Origin of the sequence: Paracoccus litorisediminis (genome assembly GCF_009711205.1) — a bacterium.
Lineage (GTDB): Bacteria > Pseudomonadota > Alphaproteobacteria > Rhodobacterales > Rhodobacteraceae > Paracoccus > Paracoccus litorisediminis.
Genome location: NZ_WMIG01000002.1, coordinates 599,739 through 616,535, shown reverse-complemented (window position 1 = coordinate 616,535; position 16,797 = coordinate 599,739). Strand labels below are relative to the sequence as shown.

The 16,797-nt window shown below is 58.4% G+C and carries 15 protein-coding genes; 8 read left to right on the top strand and 7 right to left on the bottom strand.

Translation table 11 applies throughout. The features are described from left to right. Nucleotides 1-73: 73 nt before the first annotated feature. Together hrcA and GL300_RS08415 are read left to right on the top strand one after the other, a co-directional pair. A complete protein-coding gene (gene hrcA, locus GL300_RS08420) occupies nt 74-1,129 on the top strand; it encodes a heat-inducible transcriptional repressor HrcA (RefSeq protein ID WP_155039146.1) in 1,056 nt (351 codons plus the stop codon). 4 nt (nt 1,130-1,133) lie between these two features. Continuing rightward, complete coding sequence (locus tag GL300_RS08415; protein WP_155039145.1) at nt 1,134-1,679, top strand: nucleotide exchange factor GrpE; 546 nt, start codon at nt 1,134-1,136, stop codon at nt 1,677-1,679. A 72-nt stretch (nt 1,680-1,751) separates the two neighbouring features. On the opposite strand, the gene GL300_RS08410 is transcribed toward GL300_RS08415, so the two are convergent. The 7 genes from GL300_RS08410 to GL300_RS08380 form a co-directional block, all read right to left on the bottom strand. Further along, nucleotides 1,752-2,627 (bottom strand): ParB/RepB/Spo0J family partition protein, encoded by an 876-nt coding sequence (locus GL300_RS08410; RefSeq protein ID WP_155039144.1) that lies wholly within the window; start codon nt 2,625-2,627, stop codon nt 1,752-1,754. A gap of 9 nt (nt 2,628-2,636) precedes the next feature. Beyond that, on the bottom strand, nt 2,637-3,413 hold the full coding sequence (locus GL300_RS08405; RefSeq protein ID WP_155039143.1) for a ParA family protein: 777 nt from the start codon (nt 3,411-3,413) through the stop codon (nt 2,637-2,639). Next, nucleotides 3,406-3,987, bottom strand: a complete 582-nt coding sequence (rsmG, locus tag GL300_RS08400; protein ID WP_155039142.1) for a 16S rRNA (guanine(527)-N(7))-methyltransferase RsmG — start codon at nt 3,985-3,987, stop codon at nt 3,406-3,408. The genes GL300_RS08405 and rsmG overlap by 8 nt, the downstream gene beginning before the upstream one ends. Beyond that, nucleotides 3,984-5,843, bottom strand: coding sequence for a tRNA uridine-5-carboxymethylaminomethyl(34) synthesis enzyme MnmG (mnmG, locus tag GL300_RS08395; protein ID WP_343042945.1), 1,860 nt, complete (start codon nt 5,841-5,843; stop codon nt 3,984-3,986). Before mnmG ends, rsmG begins: the two co-directional genes overlap by 4 nt. Before the next feature lie 10 nt (nt 5,844-5,853). After that, nucleotides 5,854-7,113 (bottom strand): tRNA uridine-5-carboxymethylaminomethyl(34) synthesis GTPase MnmE, encoded by a 1,260-nt coding sequence (gene mnmE, locus GL300_RS08390; protein ID WP_155039141.1) that lies wholly within the window; start codon nt 7,111-7,113, stop codon nt 5,854-5,856. 16 nt (nt 7,114-7,129) lie between these two features. Then, entirely contained in the window at nt 7,130-8,401 is a 1,272-nt protein-coding gene (gene rho, locus GL300_RS08385) for a transcription termination factor Rho (RefSeq protein ID WP_155039140.1), read from the bottom strand. A gap of 116 nt (nt 8,402-8,517) precedes the next feature. Continuing rightward, the gene (locus tag GL300_RS08380; protein WP_394206465.1) at nt 8,518-8,973 is read right to left on the bottom strand and encodes a CopD family protein; all 456 of its coding nucleotides are present in this window, start codon (nt 8,971-8,973) and stop codon (nt 8,518-8,520) included. Nucleotides 8,974-9,550: 577 nt separating this feature from the next. Here GL300_RS08380 and GL300_RS08375 point away from each other — a divergent pair. The 6 genes from GL300_RS08375 (at nt 9,551) to GL300_RS08355 (ending at nt 16,766) form a co-directional block, all read left to right on the top strand. Further along, nucleotides 9,551-10,792, top strand: coding sequence for an aromatic ring-hydroxylating oxygenase subunit alpha (locus GL300_RS08375; RefSeq protein WP_155039138.1), 1,242 nt, complete (start codon nt 9,551-9,553; stop codon nt 10,790-10,792). Continuing rightward, complete coding sequence (locus GL300_RS08370) at nt 10,792-11,868, top strand: FAD-binding oxidoreductase (protein ID WP_155039137.1); 1,077 nt, start codon at nt 10,792-10,794, stop codon at nt 11,866-11,868. The genes GL300_RS08375 and GL300_RS08370 overlap by 1 nt, the downstream gene beginning before the upstream one ends. A 142-nt stretch (nt 11,869-12,010) precedes the next feature. After that, the gene (locus tag GL300_RS27590; RefSeq protein ID WP_211594987.1) at nt 12,011-12,610 is read left to right on the top strand and encodes a twin-arginine translocation signal domain-containing protein; all 600 of its coding nucleotides are present in this window, start codon (nt 12,011-12,013) and stop codon (nt 12,608-12,610) included. 12 nt (nt 12,611-12,622) lie between these two features. After that, entirely contained in the window at nt 12,623-15,094 is a 2,472-nt protein-coding gene (fdnG, locus tag GL300_RS08365; protein ID WP_484555872.1) for a formate dehydrogenase-N subunit alpha, read from the top strand. Next, a complete protein-coding gene (gene fdxH, locus GL300_RS08360) occupies nt 15,091-16,080 on the top strand; it encodes a formate dehydrogenase subunit beta (RefSeq protein ID WP_155039135.1) in 990 nt (329 codons plus the stop codon). The genes fdnG and fdxH overlap by 4 nt, the downstream gene beginning before the upstream one ends. Beyond that, nucleotides 16,077-16,766: a formate dehydrogenase subunit gamma gene (locus tag GL300_RS08355; RefSeq protein WP_170297624.1), complete on the top strand. Its 690-nt coding sequence runs from the start codon at nt 16,077-16,079 to the stop codon at nt 16,764-16,766. The genes fdxH and GL300_RS08355 overlap by 4 nt, the downstream gene beginning before the upstream one ends. Nucleotides 16,767-16,797 lie beyond the last annotated feature (31 nt).

Genomic DNA, 16,797 nt, shown 5'->3' with positions numbered 1-16,797 from the left:
CGGGGGTTTTGCTGTTCAAATACCGCTCGCCTGCCCCTGACCGCAACCCGTTACCCAACGCGATTGATCCGCCATGCCTGACCGCGCCTTGCTCTCTGACTTGAATGACCGATCCCGCGAAGTGTTTCGCCGGGTCGTCGAGACCTATCTGGCCACCGGCGAGCCCGTCGGTTCGCGCACCCTGACCCGCGACATGAGCGAAAAGGTCAGCGCCGCCACGATACGCAACGTGATGCAGGATCTGGAACATTTCGGTCTGCTGGACCATCCGCATGTCTCGGCCGGGCGGATGCCGACGCAACTGGGGCTGCGGCTGTTCGTGGACGGGCTGATGGAGATGGGGCCGGTCTCGACCACGGATCGCGAGATGATCGAGGAGACGCTGGGCAATGATCAGGGCGATACCGGCGCGATGCTGGACCGGGTCAGCATGGCGCTGTCGACCCTGACGCACGGCGCCTCGCTGGTGCTGATGCCAAAGCAGGAAGCGCCGGTCCGTCATATCGAATTCGTGAGCCTCGCCCCGGATCGCGCGCTGGTCGTGCTGGTCTTTGCAGATGGACGGGTCGAGAACCGGGTCTTTACCCCACCGCCCGGCCATACCGCCAGTTCGATGCGTGAGGCCGCGAATTTCCTGAACGCGGTGGCCGAGGGGCGCACGCTGACCGATCTGCGCAGCAGCATCTCGCATGAGATCGAGGCCAGCCGTCAGAAGCTGGACCTGATCGCCGCCGAGCTGATCGCCTCGGGATTGGCGATGTGGGATGGCGATGTGGCGGACCCGCGGCTGATCGTCCGCGGGCGCGCCAACCTGCTGGCCGATGAACTGGCCGATCTGGACCGCATCCGCACCCTGTTCGACGACCTCGAACGCAAGCGGGATATCGCCGAATTCCTTGAACTGGCAGAGCATGGCGAGGGCGTGCGCATTTTCATCGGCTCCGAGAACAAGCTTTTTTCACTTTCCGGTTCATCTCTGGTGGTTTCACCCTATATGAATGCCGACCGAAGGATTGTCGGCGCGGTCGGGGTTATTGGACCCACCAGATTGAACTATGGAAGGATCGTGCCGATTGTCGACTATACCGCCCAGCTCGTCGGCCGGATGATTGCCGGCCGGAAAGGATAAGGACATGACGAACGAGTACCCGAACGGCCTGACTGAAGGCGATGATCTTGCCAGCCCGCTGGACGAGGCGGTCGAGGACACCTCGGAGATCGAGGCGCTGATCGCCGAGCGGGATGCCCTGCAGGACAAGTTCATCCGCGCCCTCGCGGATGCCGACAATGCCCGCAAGCGCGCCGACAAGGAACGCCGCGAGGCCGAGCAATATGGCGGCACGCGCCTGGCGCGTGATCTGCTGCCAGTCTACGATGCCCTGTCCCGCGCGCTGGATTCGGTCAATGACGAGCAGCGCGGCGCGAATGGTGCGTTGATCGAAGGCGTCGAACTGACCCTGCGCGAGTTGAATAATGTCTTCTCCAAGCATGGCATTCAGGTCATCAACCCGGCAGTCGGCGAACGCTTCGACCCGCTGCAGCACGAGGCCATGTTTGAGGCCCCCGTTCCGGGAACAATCGCCGGCAATATCATTCAGGTGATGGGGCATGGCTTCATGCTGCACGACCGGCTGTTGCGCCCGGCCAAGGTTGGCGTCAGTTCAACCCCTGCCCAATAATCGCAAAAAGCCCCGGTTTCGCACCGGGGCTTTCTACATCTAGTGGCTTACATTCATAAACGTCTATATGAGCTACTGATTCCCAAGAAGCTGGCAAAGCTGATCCAACTGGTCCAGATCCTTGTAGGTAATCACCAGTTGGCCGCCATCCTGCCCGGAATGATTGATCGCTACCTTCATGCGAAGATGCGCCGACAAATCGCCCTCCAACGCACGGGTATCAGAGTCTTTTTCGGCTTTGGCGCGGGCTGGTTTCTGCTTGTTGGCCTCGGCTTGACGACGAACCAGTTCCTCGGTCTCACGCACCGATAGGTTCTTCTCGATAACCTTGCGGGCAAGATCTACGGCATTCTGTGCCGTAATCAGCGCGCGCGCGTGACCAGCCGTCAGCTTACCTTCCTTCAGCCAGTTCTGAATCTGCTCTGGAAGATTGAGCAGACGCAGCAGGTTCGCAATATGGCTGCGGCTTTTGTTCAGCGCTTCGCCAAGCTTCTCCTGCGTATGACCGAAACGGTCCATAAGTTGACGATAGGAGGCCGCCTCTTCGATCGCATTCAAGTCAGAGCGCTGGATGTTCTCGACGATCGCGACTTCAAGGACTTCAGTATCGTCCAGATCGCGGACAATGACTGGGACTTCGTGCAACTGGGCAATTTGGGCCGCCCGCCAGCGACGCTCACCCGCAACGATCTGGAACAATCCCCTATCACTGGGATGCGGTCGAACGATCAACGGCTGAAGGACGCCCTTGGCTTTCAGCGAGCTTGCGAGTTCCTGCAGCGATTCAGGCGCAAAACTACGCCGAGGCTGATCCGGGTTCGGGGTCAGTTGCTCTACCGGAAGAACCTGCCGAGGCACCGGTTTGTCTGATGGAATAAGGTCCACGTCCGCCATCAATGCCGACAATCCGCGCCCAAGCCCCCGTTTTTCCAGTCTATTATCTGACATTTAATACTCCTAGGCGGCTACGAATTGTCTGGAGAGAAATTCCTTGGCCAGCTCGCGATATGCGGCGCTGCCTTTCGAGTTCGAATCGTATTGCAACACAGGCATGGCGTACGACGGCGCTTCGGACAGGCGCACGTTGCGAGGAATGACCGTGTTGTAGACGAGACCTGACAGCGTATTCCTCGCGTCGGCCTCCACCTGCTGGGATAGATTGTTCCGATTGTCGGACATGGTCAGCAAGACGCCCTCGATCCGAAGATCCGGGTTTGCAGCCTGCCTGATCTCGCGCACAGTCATCAGCAGCTGGGACAACCCCTCCAGCGCATAAAACTCGGCCTGCAATGGAACGAGAACACTACCGGCGGCAACCATGGCGTTCAGAGTCAGGAGGCCAAGTGCGGGTGGGCAATCGATGAGCACGAAGTCATACTCGTCCACCTCCTGCAACTTCCGCCGCAACAGTTGCATGCGTCCTGGTCGGTTCGCAACCTCAAAGTCGACTGATGCGAGATCGCGATCTGACGGAATAAGGCTTAGATTGTCCACTTGGGTCGGAATCAAGGATTCCCGAAAGCTGGCATCGCCAGTAAGCAAGTCATAGGAAGTGATGGATCGTGTTTCAGGTGCGACACCAAGCCCGGTCGAAGCATTGCCTTGCGGATCTAGATCGATGATTGCGACGCGTTGACCTGTTTCACTGAGTGCCGCAGCGAGATTGATTGCCGTCGTAGTCTTTCCGACTCCACCCTTTTGGTTTGCAACGGCAATAATCCGACCCTCAGGCATGACGAAGCTCCGAAATTTCCAAGATGGCTGCCTCTGAATCCGTGACGCTTGGATGTGAAGTCACGTCAAACCTCCACGTCTCACGCGCTGCTTCGACTTCGGTCCGCCAATTTCGTCCCTTCATCAGCCAAGCCCTTCCACCAGACACCAAATGCCTGTCGACATAAGACAACAGCAATGGAAGCGGCGCAAGTGCGCGGGCGCTAATATGGTCTGCTTTCAGCGGATTGATGCTTTCAATACGCTCAGTTGAAACGTTCAAATTAGTCAACTTGAGTTCGCGACCAGCATTCCTCAAAAAGCTGCACTTCCGTCGGTCACTTTCAACGAGGTGTACCCGCATATCGGGGCGGCAGATGGCAACAACAATGCCGGGAAGACCACCTCCGCTACCTATATCCACCCAGTTACCCGACGAGGAACGCGAAACATCAACTAGCTGCAGGCAGTCATCGATATGCCGGCTTTTCACCTGTTCCAGAGTAGACGGAGCTACAAGATTTATTGCCGGATTCCATTTGCGTATCAGGGCTGCGTATTGTTCCAGAACTTCTGTTTCACGTGAAACATTCATGCTGATTTCCGCATTCCTGATTTCAGGACCGAGAGAATAAGCGTCAGTGCTGCAGGCGTCATACCCTCGATGCGGTTCGCAGCAGCCAAACTGTCAGGCCGGTGCGCGTTAAGCTTGGATTTCAACTCGTTTGAAAGACCAGAAATGGAATCGTAGTCGAAAATCGGAGGTATTTTAACACCTTCCTCTTTGCGAAGCATTTCTGCATCTTTGCTCTGTCGATCAGTATACTGGTGATACAGGGCATCAATCGCAACCTGCGTCAAAATCGGCTCTGGAGCTGCCTGGAGCGTTTCATCCAGAGAGATGACCGAATCTCGGCCAATCTCCTGCTGACCTAAAAGCGAAAATAGGCTACGGCGATGCCCGTCTTGCCGAACCTCTATTCCGACTTCTTTGAGTTTTGACGGGGTAAACCAAACCGATGACGCGTGGTCACGAAGAGCGGTGTACTGTCGCAGCTTATCATTGAAGCTGAGTTTTCGGGCCTCGCCGATACAACCAATATCAAGCCCCACCGGTGTAAGCCGCTGATCGGCATTATCGGCACGAAGTGATAGTCTGAATTCTGCGCGAGACGTAAACATACGATATGGTTCACTTACACCACGCGTCACAAGGTCGTCGATCATCACACCGATATAGCTTTCAGATCGACTGAACTCGACGGCAGGACGCTGCTGCGCACGCAAAGCAGCATTCAACCCTGCGACAAGTCCTTGCGCAGCCGCCTCTTCGTAGCCAGTCGTGCCGTTGATCTGTCCGGCCAAATGCAGCCCTGGCATGGTCTTCACCTGGAGCGTAGGCGTAAGCGCGCGGGGATCTACGTAATCATACTCTACGGCGTAGCCCGGCTGAACTATTTCTGCATTCTCCAAACCCCTGATTGAGCGAACATAATCTACCTGAACATCGACAGGAAGCGATGTGGATATTCCGTTCGGATAGACCAGATCGGATTCTAGTCCTTCGGGTTCGAGGAAAATCTGATGTGAGGATTTGTCTGCGAAGCGAACAACCTTATCTTCGATCGATGGACAGTAACGAGGGCCTACCCCATCAATTCGGCCGCCATACATAGCCGATCGTGACAGGTTGCTTCGAATTATTTCATGTGTGCGGTCGTTGGTGTGGGTAACCCCGCAACTTATCTGATCAGCTACCGGATGGGAGTTCAAATATGAGAAAAGTACCGGTTCGTCGTCACCCGGCTGAAACTCCAGAATATCCCAGTTGATGCTATCGCGAGCGATACGCGGCGGGGTTCCTGTTTTCAAACGCCCAAAGGGAAGCTTCAGCTTTCTGATAGAGTTCGCCAACCCAATGGATGCTTCATCGCCCCATCGCCCCGCACGCTTGGTTTCCTCACCAATGTGAATCAAGCCATTCAGAAAGGTCCCGGTTGTCATAACTACCTGACGTCCGAGTAGTTCAGTCGAATCAGCCAGCCTAACTCCTTCGACACCATCCGAACTCGCTACCAGCTCGCTCACTTCACCCAGAACAATGCTGAGGTTCGCCTGCCCCTCTACCATTTTCCTCGCCGCGGCACGATAAAGCGCTCTATCCGCCTGCGCACGAGGCCCTTGCACCGCCGGACCTTTACGACGATTAAGCAGACGGAACTGAATGCCGGCTGCATCCGCAATCCGTCCCATAACACCGTCAAGAGCATCGACTTCACGTACCAGGTGGCCCTTGCCCAAGCCGCCAATGGCCGGATTGCAGGACATCGTACCGATGTCATCCATGCGCATTGTCACCAATGCGGTATTTGCACCCATTCGTGCCGCGGCCATAGCGGCTTCAACACCCGCATGTCCTGCACCAACGACAATCACATCGAATTGTTTCACGTGAAACACCCTACTTCCCGATACAGAACGAGGAAAAGATCTCGTCCAGAAAATCCTCGGCACCTACCCGGCCCACCATCTCCGCAAGCGCATGTGCAGCCTGGCGAATACTCTCAGCCATCAACTCCGGGGCCATGTCTGGATCAATGTCCAAACACGTGTATGCCCTTGAAAGCGATTCTGCTTGCCTTTTGTGTCCCACCAAGCCGGAACGTGAGGCTTTCGCTTTCAGTCGATCATAGATCAAATCGAGAAGATCGGCGACCCCTGCTCCAGTTTCCGCGGATATGGCTAGTCCTTCACCGTTTACAAGATCCGCTTTCGATCGAACACGAATATCGTCTTTGTTCCAGTCTACCCCATCCCATCCATCGGCGGACAGGTGTATCCTAAGATCTGCCTCTTTGGCGCGCCCAGTTGCCCGAGAGATGCCCATTGCTTCCACTGGATCTTGACTGTCACGCAGTCCCGCTGTGTCCAAGAAAGTCACGGGAAGGCCGCGCAGATCCGTGTGCAACTCGATAATGTCTCGTGTCGTCCCCGCAATATCAGATACTAGCGCGAGTTCTCGGCGGGCAATCCTGTTGATAAGTGTCGACTTTCCTGCATTTGGCGGTCCGATGATCGCCACTTCATAACCCTGCCGAAGACGTTCGGTCGCCGGATAGCTGAAGAGCATCTTCTCGATTTCAATCCGCACGTCTCGCACTAAGTGGAATACTTCCGCTGGGACTTCCTCAGGTACTTCCTCATCCGCAAAGTCGATACTCGCTTCAATCAGCGCGCCGGCACGGATCAATTTTGTCCGTAGGACATCAGTCTGCTTGCCCAACTCACCTTCAGTTGCCCGCATCGCCAATTTGCGCTGCGCTTCCGTTTCGGCGGACAACAGATCGGCCAAGCCCTCGGCCTCGGCCAGGTCCATCATCCCGTTAAGAAACGCGCGGCGCGTGAATTCACCAGCTTCTGCACGGCGGACTCCTCGCGAAACCAGCGCGACGTTAAGTCGATTCACGATGACTGGGGCGCCGTGAACATGGACTTCCGCCACTTGCTCCCCGGTAAAGCTCTCACCCTCATCGAATCGAATAACCAACGCTCGGTCGATCAGATCGTCGCCATCACGTAAAGCGCGCAGATAAGATCTGCGCGCTTCAGGCAAGAAGCCTGCCAGTGTCTCAATGACCGCATGCGAATCAGGCCCGCTCAGGCGGATGACAGAAACACCTCCGCGACCGGGCGGGGTTGCCTCGGCAAAGATTGTGTCCAATCCGTCCTCCGGACCATCAGGCGTTCATCGATTCGAAGAACTCGCCGTTGGTTTTCGTCTGTTTCAGCTTCGAAATCAGGAACTCGATCGCATCGGTCGTTCCCATTGGGTTGAGGATACGGCGCAGCAGATAGGTCTTCTGCAGATCCTTCGAATCGACCAGGAGTTCTTCTTTCCGGGTACCGGATTTCAGAATATCCATCGCCGGGAAGACACGCTTGTCCGCAACCTTGCGATCCAGAACGATCTCGCTGTTGCCGGTGCCCTTGAACTCTTCGAAGATCACCTCGTCCATACGCGAGCCAGTGTCGATCAACGCGGTCGCGATGATGGTCAGCGATCCGCCCTCTTCGATGTTCCGCGCCGCGCCGAAGAAGCGCTTCGGCCGCTGCAATGCGTTCGCATCGACACCACCGGTCAGAACTTTACCCGAGCTCGGCACAACAGTGTTGAACGCCCTACCAAGTCTGGTGATCGAGTCGAGAAGAATCACAACATCTCGTTTATGCTCGACCAGCCGCTTCGCCTTTTCAATCACCATCTCGGACACGGCCACGTGACGGCTCGCCGGTTCATCAAAGGTCGAGGAGATCACCTCACCCTTGACCGAGCGCTGCATGTCCGTCACCTCTTCAGGACGTTCGTCGATCAGCAACACGATCAAATAGCACTCGGGGTGATTCTTTTCGATCGAATGCGCAATATTTTGCAGCAGAACGGTCTTACCCGTGCGCGGCGGTGCGACAATCAGCGATCGCTGCCCTTTTCCGATCGGGGCAACCAGATCGATGATACGAGCCGAACGATCCTTGATCGTCGGGTCCTCGATCTCCATCTTCAGCCGTTCATTGGGATAAAGCGGCGTCAGGTTGTCGAAGGCGACCTTATGGCGTGCCTTTTCGGGATCTTCGAAGTTGATCTTCTCAACTTTCGTCAGCGCGAAATAGCGTTCATTCTCGCCCGGCGCGCGAATTACGCCTTCCAGCGTATCTCCGGTGCGTAGCGAGTGCTGACGGATCATATCCGGGCTGACGTAAATATCATCGGGACCGGGCAGATAGTTCGCCCCGGTCGAGCGCAGGAAGCCGAATCCGTCCTGGACGACCTCAAGGACGCCATCGCCCCCGATTTCGAAGCCTTCTTCAGCATGCTCCTTCAGGATCGAGAACATCATCTCGCCCTTGCGCATGGTCGACGCGTTCTCGATTTCCCACTCTTCGGCCATAGCCAGCAGGTCTGCCGGGCTCTTCGCCTTGAGATCGGACAGGTTAAGACGTTCTTCGCTCATTTCGGGCCTATAGACACGCCGAAATTGAGCGCGCCGCAATGGAATCATGTGATGGAAAGAATCTACCGGACGGCAGTCCTGTCTCAGATAGGAAGAATCCCACCGCGAGTCAATTCTCAGAACTTCAGGATCACCGACAGCACGATCACGACCATCAGCAGCGTCGGCAATTCGTTCATCATTCGATAGCGACGTCCTGTCAGCCCCCTGCCCGTCAGCAGCGCGCGGCGCTGCCCGGCCAGCCACATATGAAACCAGGTCATCGCGATCACTGCACCTGCCTTGGTCCAAGGCCAAAGCATTGTCCAGTCAACGATTCCCGGCGTCAGAACCAGGATCAGACCTGCGATCCAAGTGACGATCATGGCAGGGTTCATGATCAAGCGCAGCAGTTTCTCCTCCATGATGATCAAAGAGCGTGCTGGCTCGGCATCGGTCTGCTGTCCCCGTTCAGCGTGATAGACAAACAGCCGCGGAAGATAGAACAGCCCTGCCATCCATGACAGGACGGCCATGACATGAAGCGCCTTTACCAATGGGTAAGACGAGGCGAACAGATCGAGCATGAGCATCTCCGGATTCGGTCTCTCCTTTCTTCAAATGAAAAGAAAGATAAAGGAAAGATGATGATGAAGTAGGCCCTGTGGATAACCGGAAAAGAGTGTTTCACGGAAGAAACCCCCACAAGGCGCCAATGTGGAAAAGATTAACCATCTGCGGACTGTCAACAATTAACTAAATAAATACAGTATCTTAAATAAAACCATACTGTGGATAACTTTGTGAAAAGTTTAGTTTTCCCCAGCATGTGAGTAAGTGTCGATTTTTTGTCTACATGTGGAGAAGAGTCCTCCGTTCCCGGGTCGTTCTGATGAGTCGCCCACACCCTCGAAAGACCGAGGCTGATTCCCACAGATTCGCCCTCGTGAGTCGCACCCGATTCCTCCACAGCCTTATGCAGAGAATCGATTTTCGCCTTGAAAACTGGCCCTCTGCATGGGGCTGAAAGCGCCGCAAGAGCGAAAATGGCAGGATCGCGAGCTATCCGTTTTCGCCATCGGGATGTCGCATTTGATCGGCTGTCGCAGTCACGGCCCTGCCAAATTCGACACAGGACGCCACGCCACTCAAAGCCACCGGTAACTGGTCATGCTCAACTCTTCGGAAATCCTGTCGCAGCTTGTCAGCAGGCAGAAAAATTACGCCCTGACGCGGGATCTTTATTGTGATCCCGGCGTATTTCAGGCGGATCTGGACCACGTCTGGTATCGGGAATGGCTGTTTGCCATCCCGTCCTGTGAAATCCCCAAGACCGGGAATTACGCGACGCTTCAGGTCGGTGCCTATCCGGTGATCATCTTGCGGGGCGGGGACGGTAAGATCCGGGCCTTCCACAACGTCTGTCGTCATCGCGGGCAGCGGCTGTGCTCCAAGGCAAGCGGCTCGACCACGAAACTTGTCTGCCCGTATCACCAATGGACTTACGAGCTGGACGGCAAGTTGCTTTACGCCCGCGACATGGGTGATGACTTCGACGCCTCGAAGTTCGGGTTGAAGCCGGTTCATTGCGTCGATCTGGGTGGGATGGTCTTTGTCTGCCTTGCCGCCATTCCGCCGGCGATCGCCGATCTGGCCAAGAACCTGATCCCCTATCTTGCGCCTTCGGGGCTGCTGGCCGATGCCAAGGTCGCCCATTCCTCGACCATCGTCGAAAAGGGCAACTGGAAGCTGGTGATCGAGAACAACCGCGAGTGCTATCACTGCAGCGGCTCGCATCCGTCGCTGTGCCGAAGCTATTCCGACAATCCGCTGATGACGGTGATGGAAGGGCCGAATGCTGCCTCGCCGGAAATTCTTGAGCATTGGGATCGCTGCGACAAGGCCGGGATTCCGGCCCGCTTCGTCAATCAGGCGGACATGCAATGGCGTATGGCGCGGGTGCCGCTGCTGGATCATGCCGAAAGCTTCACCATGTCGACGAAATCGGCGGTGTCGCGGTTGATGGGTAACATGCCCTGGGCCGATGCGGGCAGCCTGATGTTCTATCACTTCCCGTCCAGCTGGAACCACTACCTGGCCGATCATGCCATCGTCTTCCGCCTGCTGCCGATCAGCCCGACCGAGACCGAGGTGACGACCAAATGGCTGGTCCACAAGGATGCGGTCGAGGGCAAGGACTACGATATTGAGAAGCTGACCGAAGTCTGGATGGCCACCAACGATGAGGACCGCCGCGTGGTCGAGGAAAACCAGAACGGCATCCGCTCGCCCGCCTATGAACCCGGTCCCTATTCCCGCACGCAGGAAGAGGGCGTGATCCATTTCGTGGATTGGTATGCCGGCGTGATGAAGGGCCGTCTGTCACCCGTCCCCGCCATGGCGGCCGAGTGATGGCGGTTCTGGTCAAGGCCTTTGGTGACAGGCCGTGGCGCGACGATGAGCCTTTGGAATGCGCGATGATCGTGCCCGAGACCACGGACACCGCGACGTTCACCTTTCGCGCGCCATCCGGGGCCTTTTTCGACTACCAGCCGGGCCAGTTCGTCACGCTGGACCTGCCGGTGCCCGGCGGCAATGTGCAGCGGACATATACGATCAGCTCCAGCCCGTCGCGGCCGCTGTCGATCTCGATCACGGTCAAGGCGCAGCCCGGCAGTCAGGGCGGGCGCTGGATGATCGACCACCTGCGTCCGGGGATGCGCCTTAAGGCGTATGGCCCGGCGGGGATCTTCAGCTTCATCCGGCATGAGGCGCCGAAATATCTGTTCATCTCAGCCGGGTCCGGGGTCACGCCCTTGATGTCGATGACGACATGGGCGTGGGATTCCGGCGAAATGCCGGACATCGTCTTTGTCCATGCCGCCCGCACGCCCAGCGACATCATCTTTCGCCAGCGGCTCGAACAGATGGCCGACCGCGTGCCGGGACTGCAATTACGCTTCACGGTCGAGGAGGGCGATCCCTTCCGCAGCTGGCACGGCTATCGTGGCCGGCTGAACCAGATCATGCTGGGCCTGATGGCCCCCGACTATCTGGAGCGTGAGGTCTTCTGCTGCGGCCCCGAGCCCTTCATGCAGGCGGTGCGCGACATGCTGGTGGCGCTTGGCTACGACATGGACCGCTACCATCAGGAAAGCTTCGGCGCGCCGGTGCGCAATGAATCCGAAGCCCCGGTGCTGGATGATCTGGTCCCCGATGAGGCCAGCGAGTCCCGGATCAGCTTTGCGATTTCGGGGGTTACGGCAACCTGCACCCAGACCGATACGGTGTTGGGCGTGGCCAAGGCGAACGGACTGAACATCCCTTCGGGTTGCACCTTCGGGCTGTGCGGAACCTGCAAGATCCGCAAGACTTCGGGCGAGGTGCATATGGTCCATAATGGCGGGATCAGCGACGAGGATATCGAGGCAGGCTACATTCTGGCCTGCTGCTCGCATCCGATCGGGGCAGTCGCCGTCGAGGTCTGATCCATGCTGCCTTGCAGCATAAACCTAGGGTTTTTCTGGGGAAAACGTCGAATGCCTGCGACCTTGCGTCGCTTGACATGCCTTTGCCTGCGGAGTCATGCTGGACCTTACCTATCCAATTGACAGGCAAAAAGGAGGCACGATGAACATCGACCTCTCACGTCGCGGCTTTCTGAAGCTGGCGGGTGCGGGTGTCGCGGCAACTTCGCTCGGGGCCATGGGTTTTGGCGCGGCCGAGGCGGCGGAACAGGCGCATGTGCGTGCCTTCAAGCTGGCCTCGACCACGGAAACGCGAAACACCTGCACCTATTGCTCGGTTGCCTGCGGGATCCTGATCTATTCCAAGGGTGATGTCGCGGCGGGCGAAGAAGCCCACGTCGTCCATATCGAGGGCGATGCCGACCACCCGACGAACCGCGGTACGCTTTGCCCCAAGGGCGCAGCGCTCAAGGACACAGTCCTGTCCGCCACCCGCCTGACCCAGCCGCGCATCCGCCGTCCCGGTTCCGACACGCTGGAAGACATCAGTTGGGAAGAGGCGCTCGACAAGATCGCCCGCGCGCTCAAGGACGACCGTGACGCCAACCTGATCGAAACCAACGATGCCGGAGTTCCGGTGAACCGCTGGACCTCGACCGGGTTTCTGGCCGCTTCGGCCACCACCAATGAAACCGCATGGCTGACCTATAAAGTGGTCCGGTCCATGGGGATCGTCGGATTCGATAACCAGGCGCGCGTCTGACACGGCCCCACGGTGTCCAGTTTGGGCCCGACATTTGGCCGTGGAGCGATGACCAACTCCTGGACCGACATCAAGAATACCGACCTCGTGGTCGTCATGGGCGGCAACGCCGCTGAAGCCCATCCCTGCGGCTTCAAATGGGTGACCGAGGCCAAGGCGCATCGCGGCGCCAAGCTGATCGTGGTCGACCCGCGCTTCACGCGCACCGCATCCGTGTCCGATTACTACGCGCCGATCCGGCCGGGCTCGGACATCGCCTTCCTGATGGGCCTGATCAACTGGATGATCCTGAACGACAAGGTCCAGTGGGAATACGTCAAGAACTTCACCAACGCCGCCTTCATCGTGAAGGACGAGTTCGGTTGGAGCGACGGCCTGTTCTCGGGCTACGATCCCGAGAAGCGCGACTACGACAAATCCAGCTGGGATTACGTCATCGGCGAAGACGGCTTTGCGCAGATCGACATGACGCTGGAACACCCGCGCTGCGTCTGGAACCTGCTCAAGGAACATGTCTCGCGCTACACGCCCGAACTGGTCGAGCAGGTCTGCGGCACGCCTAAGGATAAGTTCCTGAAGGTGGCCGAGATGATCGGCGAGTGTTCGGCGGTCGATAAGACCATGACTTCGATGTACGCGCTTGGCTGGACCCAGCATTCTAAGGGTGCGCAAAACATCCGCGGCATGGCGATGCTGCAGCTGGTCCTGGGCAATATCGGCGTCCGGGGTGGTGGGATGAATGCGCTGCGCGGGCATTCGAACATTCAGGGCCTGACCGATGTCGGCCTGATGTCGAACCTGCTGCCGGGCTACATGAACATCCCGACCGAGAAGGAAAAGGACTGGACCACCTACATGTCCAGCCGTTCCTTCAAGCCGCTGAGGCCGGGTCAGACCAGCTATTGGCAGAACTATCCCAAGTTCATGGTCAGCTTCATGAAGGCTATGTGGGGCGATGCCGCGCGGGCCGACAATGACTGGGCATTCCACTACCTGCCCAAGCTGGATGTCCCGACCTATGACATCCTGCGCATGTTCGACCTGATGAACGAAGGCAAGATCACCAACTACTTCTGCCAGGGCTTCAACCCGCTGCTGTCCTTCCCCAACCGGGGCAAGGTCACCTCGGCGCTGTCCAAGCTGAAGCTTCTGGTGGTCATGGACCCGCTGGAAACCGAGACCGCCCATTTCTGGGAAAACCACGGCGAATATAATGACGTGGACACGGCCTCGATCCAGACCGAGGTGATCGAGCTGCCCACAACCAGCTTTGCCGAAGACGACGGCTCGCTGGTCAATTCGGGGCGCTGGATGCAGTGGCACTGGGCGGCGGCGACGCCCCCCGGTCAGGCCAAGCGTGATACGTGGATCATGTCGCAGATCTTCCTGCGCATGAAGAAGATGTATCAGGATGAGGGCGGGCCTTTCCCCGATCCGATCCTGAACCTGACTTGGAACTACAAGGACGAGAACGAACCCTCGGCCGAGGAACTGGCGAAGGAACTGAACGGTCGCGCGCTGGCCGATGTCTTTGATCTCAAGGACGCGACCAAGCTGCTGACCGCGCAGGGCAAGCAATTGCTGAACTTCAGCCAGCTTCGCGACGACGGTTCGACCATGTCGGCCTGCTGGATCTATAGCGGCAGCTGGAACGAGGAAGGCAACAACATGGCGCGGCGGGACAACTCCGATCCCGACGACACCGGGGCCTTCCTGAACTGGAGTTTTGCTTGGCCGCTGAACCGCCGGATTCTGTACAACCGGGCCTCGGCGGACATGCAGGGCAAGGCCTGGGACCCATCGCGCAAGCTGATCGAGTGGAATGGCGAGAAATGGGCGGGTTACGACGTGCCCGATATCGCCCCCACCGCGAAGCCCGACGAGGTCGGCCCCTTCATCATGAACCCGGAAGGCTCGTCGCGCCTGTTTAGCCGGGGCATGATGCGCGACGGGCCCTTCCCGACGCATATGGAGCCATTCGAGTCGCCGCTGGCCAACGTCTTCAACCCGGAAATGCGCGGCAACCCGGTGGCACGGGTCTTTGCCAAGGATGCGGATCAGTTCGCGACCAGCGACGAGTTCCCGTTCGTGGCGACGTCCTATCGCCTGACCGAGCATTTCCACTACTGGACCAAGCACAACCGCATCAACGCGGCCCTTCAGCCCGAATTCTTCGTCGAGATCAGCGAAGAACTCGCCGCCGAAAAGGGCATCACCAAGGGCGGCACGGTGCGGGTCTGGTCCAAACGCGGCTCGATCACGGCCAAGGCGCTGGTCAGCAAGCGGCTGCGCCCGCTGCAATGCGGCGACAAGCTGGTGCATGTCATCGGCATCCCGCTGCATTGGGGCTTCATGGGCGCGGCGCGCAAGGGCTTCGGCCCGAACAGCCTGACGCCCTTTGTCGGTGACGCGAATGTGGAAACGCCTGAATTCAAGGCGTTCCTTGTCAATATCGAGCCGGCCACAGGGGAGGTGGTATCATGACCATGGACCCGAACCTCGACAGCCCACGGACGGCGGTGTCAAACCCGCCGATCCAGCCGATGAAGGCGAACCTTGGCGTGGGCGATGTCGTCCGCGCCTCAGCAATGCCGGACCTGCCCAAGCCTGAACGTCAGCTGACCCCGGTGGCCAAGCTGATCGATGTGTCCAAATGCATCGGCTGCAAGGCCTGCCAGTCGGCCTGCGCCGAGTGGAACGACACCGTGCCCGAGATCGAGCATAATGTCGGCATGTTCGAGAACCCGCATGACCTGACCCCGGACATGTTCACGCTGATGCGCTTCAGCGAATTCGAAAACCCGGAAACCGGCAATTTCGAATGGCTGATCCGCAAGGACGGTTGCATGCATTGCGAGGATCCGGGCTGCCTGAAAGCCTGCCCGGCCCCCGGCGCGATCGTGCAATATTCGAACGGTATCGTGGATTTCATCCACGAGAACTGCATCGGTTGCGGCTATTGCATCACCGGCTGCCCGTTCAACATTCCCCGCGTCAGCAAGACCGATCATAAAAGCTATAAATGCACCCTGTGCTCGGACCGCGTTGCCGTCGGGCAGGGACCGGCCTGCGCCAAGGCCTGCCCTACGCAGGCCATCGTCTTCGGCGCCAAGGAGGACATGATCGAACACGCCAATATGCGCGTGGCCGACCTGAAATCGCGCGGCTACGAAAACGCCGGCATCTATGACCCCGAGGGCGTGGGCGGCACGCATGTCTTCTATGTGCTGCACCATGCCGACCAGCCCGAGCTTTATTCGGGTCTGCCTGCCAATCCGCAAATCTCTCCGGTGGTGCGCGGCTGGAAGGGCGTGACCAAGACCATCGGTCTGGCGATCATCGGGGCGGCGGCGGTGGGCTCGATCCTGCATGGGCTCTTCGCCCGGGCCAATCGCGTCAGCGCCGAGGAAGAGCGTGAGGCCGAGCATCTGGTCGACCGCAGCCTTCCCCCCAGGGATGAGAGGGTATGATGGAAAAGCGTCAATATTCTCAAAGCGGCGATCACATCGAAACCCGCGCCCCAGTGACCGTCAGCCGCTATCGCGGCTTCACCCGGGCCAATCACTGGATCACCGCGCTTAGCCTGATCGTGCTGCTGCTGTCCGGGCTGGCGCTGTTTCATCCCTCGCTCTACTTCCTGACCGGGCTCTTTGGCGGCGGGCAGACCACACGCTGGCTGCATCCGTTCGTCGGCATCCTGCTGTTCTTCAGCTTCCTTGTGCTGTTCCTGCAGCTGTGGCGGCTGAACCTGCCCCGTCCCGAGGATCGGACCTGGGTCAGCCATATCGGCGATGTGGTGAAGGGTCACGAGGAACGCCTGCCCGAGCTTGGCAAATACAATGCCGGGCAGAAGGGCGTGTTCTGGGCGATGTCGGTGCTGATCGTGGTGCTGATCGGCTCGGGCGTGATGATCTGGGAACAGTTTTTCCCCGATCTCGTGACCATTCCCGTGCGTCGCTGGGCGATGCTGATCCATTCGCTGGCGGCGGTGGCGATCATCCTTGTGTTCATCATGCATGTCTATGCGGCGATCTGGACGCGGGGGACGCTGCGCGCGATGACACGGGGCACGGTGACCGGCGGCTGGGCATGGCGGCATCACCGCAAATGGCTGCGTGAACTGGCTGGACGAGAAGGGCGCGGCCCGGCAGAGTAAGCCACAAAGGCGCGTCTGCCCCCAAAGGACA

Coding starts and splice junctions, on each gene's coding strand:
- hrcA (WP_155039146.1), top strand. CDS start 74: ATGCCTGACCGCGCCTTGCTCTCTGACTTGAATGACCGATCCCGCGAA.
- GL300_RS08415 (WP_155039145.1), top strand. CDS start 1,134: ATGACGAACGAGTACCCGAACGGCCTGACTGAAGGCGATGATCTTGCC.
- GL300_RS08410 (WP_155039144.1), bottom strand. CDS start 2,627: ATGTCAGATAATAGACTGGAAAAACGGGGGCTTGGGCGCGGATTGTCG.
- GL300_RS08405 (WP_155039143.1), bottom strand. CDS start 3,413: ATGCCTGAGGGTCGGATTATTGCCGTTGCAAACCAAAAGGGTGGAGTC.
- rsmG (WP_155039142.1), bottom strand. CDS start 3,987: ATGAATGTTTCACGTGAAACAGAAGTTCTGGAACAATACGCAGCCCTG.
- rho (WP_155039140.1), bottom strand. CDS start 8,401: ATGAGCGAAGAACGTCTTAACCTGTCCGATCTCAAGGCGAAGAGCCCG.
- GL300_RS08380 (WP_394206465.1), bottom strand. CDS start 8,973: ATGCTCATGCTCGATCTGTTCGCCTCGTCTTACCCATTGGTAAAGGCG.
- GL300_RS08375 (WP_155039138.1), top strand. CDS start 9,551: ATGCTCAACTCTTCGGAAATCCTGTCGCAGCTTGTCAGCAGGCAGAAA.
- GL300_RS08370 (WP_155039137.1), top strand. CDS start 10,792: ATGGCGGTTCTGGTCAAGGCCTTTGGTGACAGGCCGTGGCGCGACGAT.
- GL300_RS27590 (WP_211594987.1), top strand. CDS start 12,011: ATGAACATCGACCTCTCACGTCGCGGCTTTCTGAAGCTGGCGGGTGCG.
- fdxH (WP_155039135.1), top strand. CDS start 15,091: ATGACCATGGACCCGAACCTCGACAGCCCACGGACGGCGGTGTCAAAC.
- GL300_RS08355 (WP_170297624.1), top strand. CDS start 16,077: ATGATGGAAAAGCGTCAATATTCTCAAAGCGGCGATCACATCGAAACC.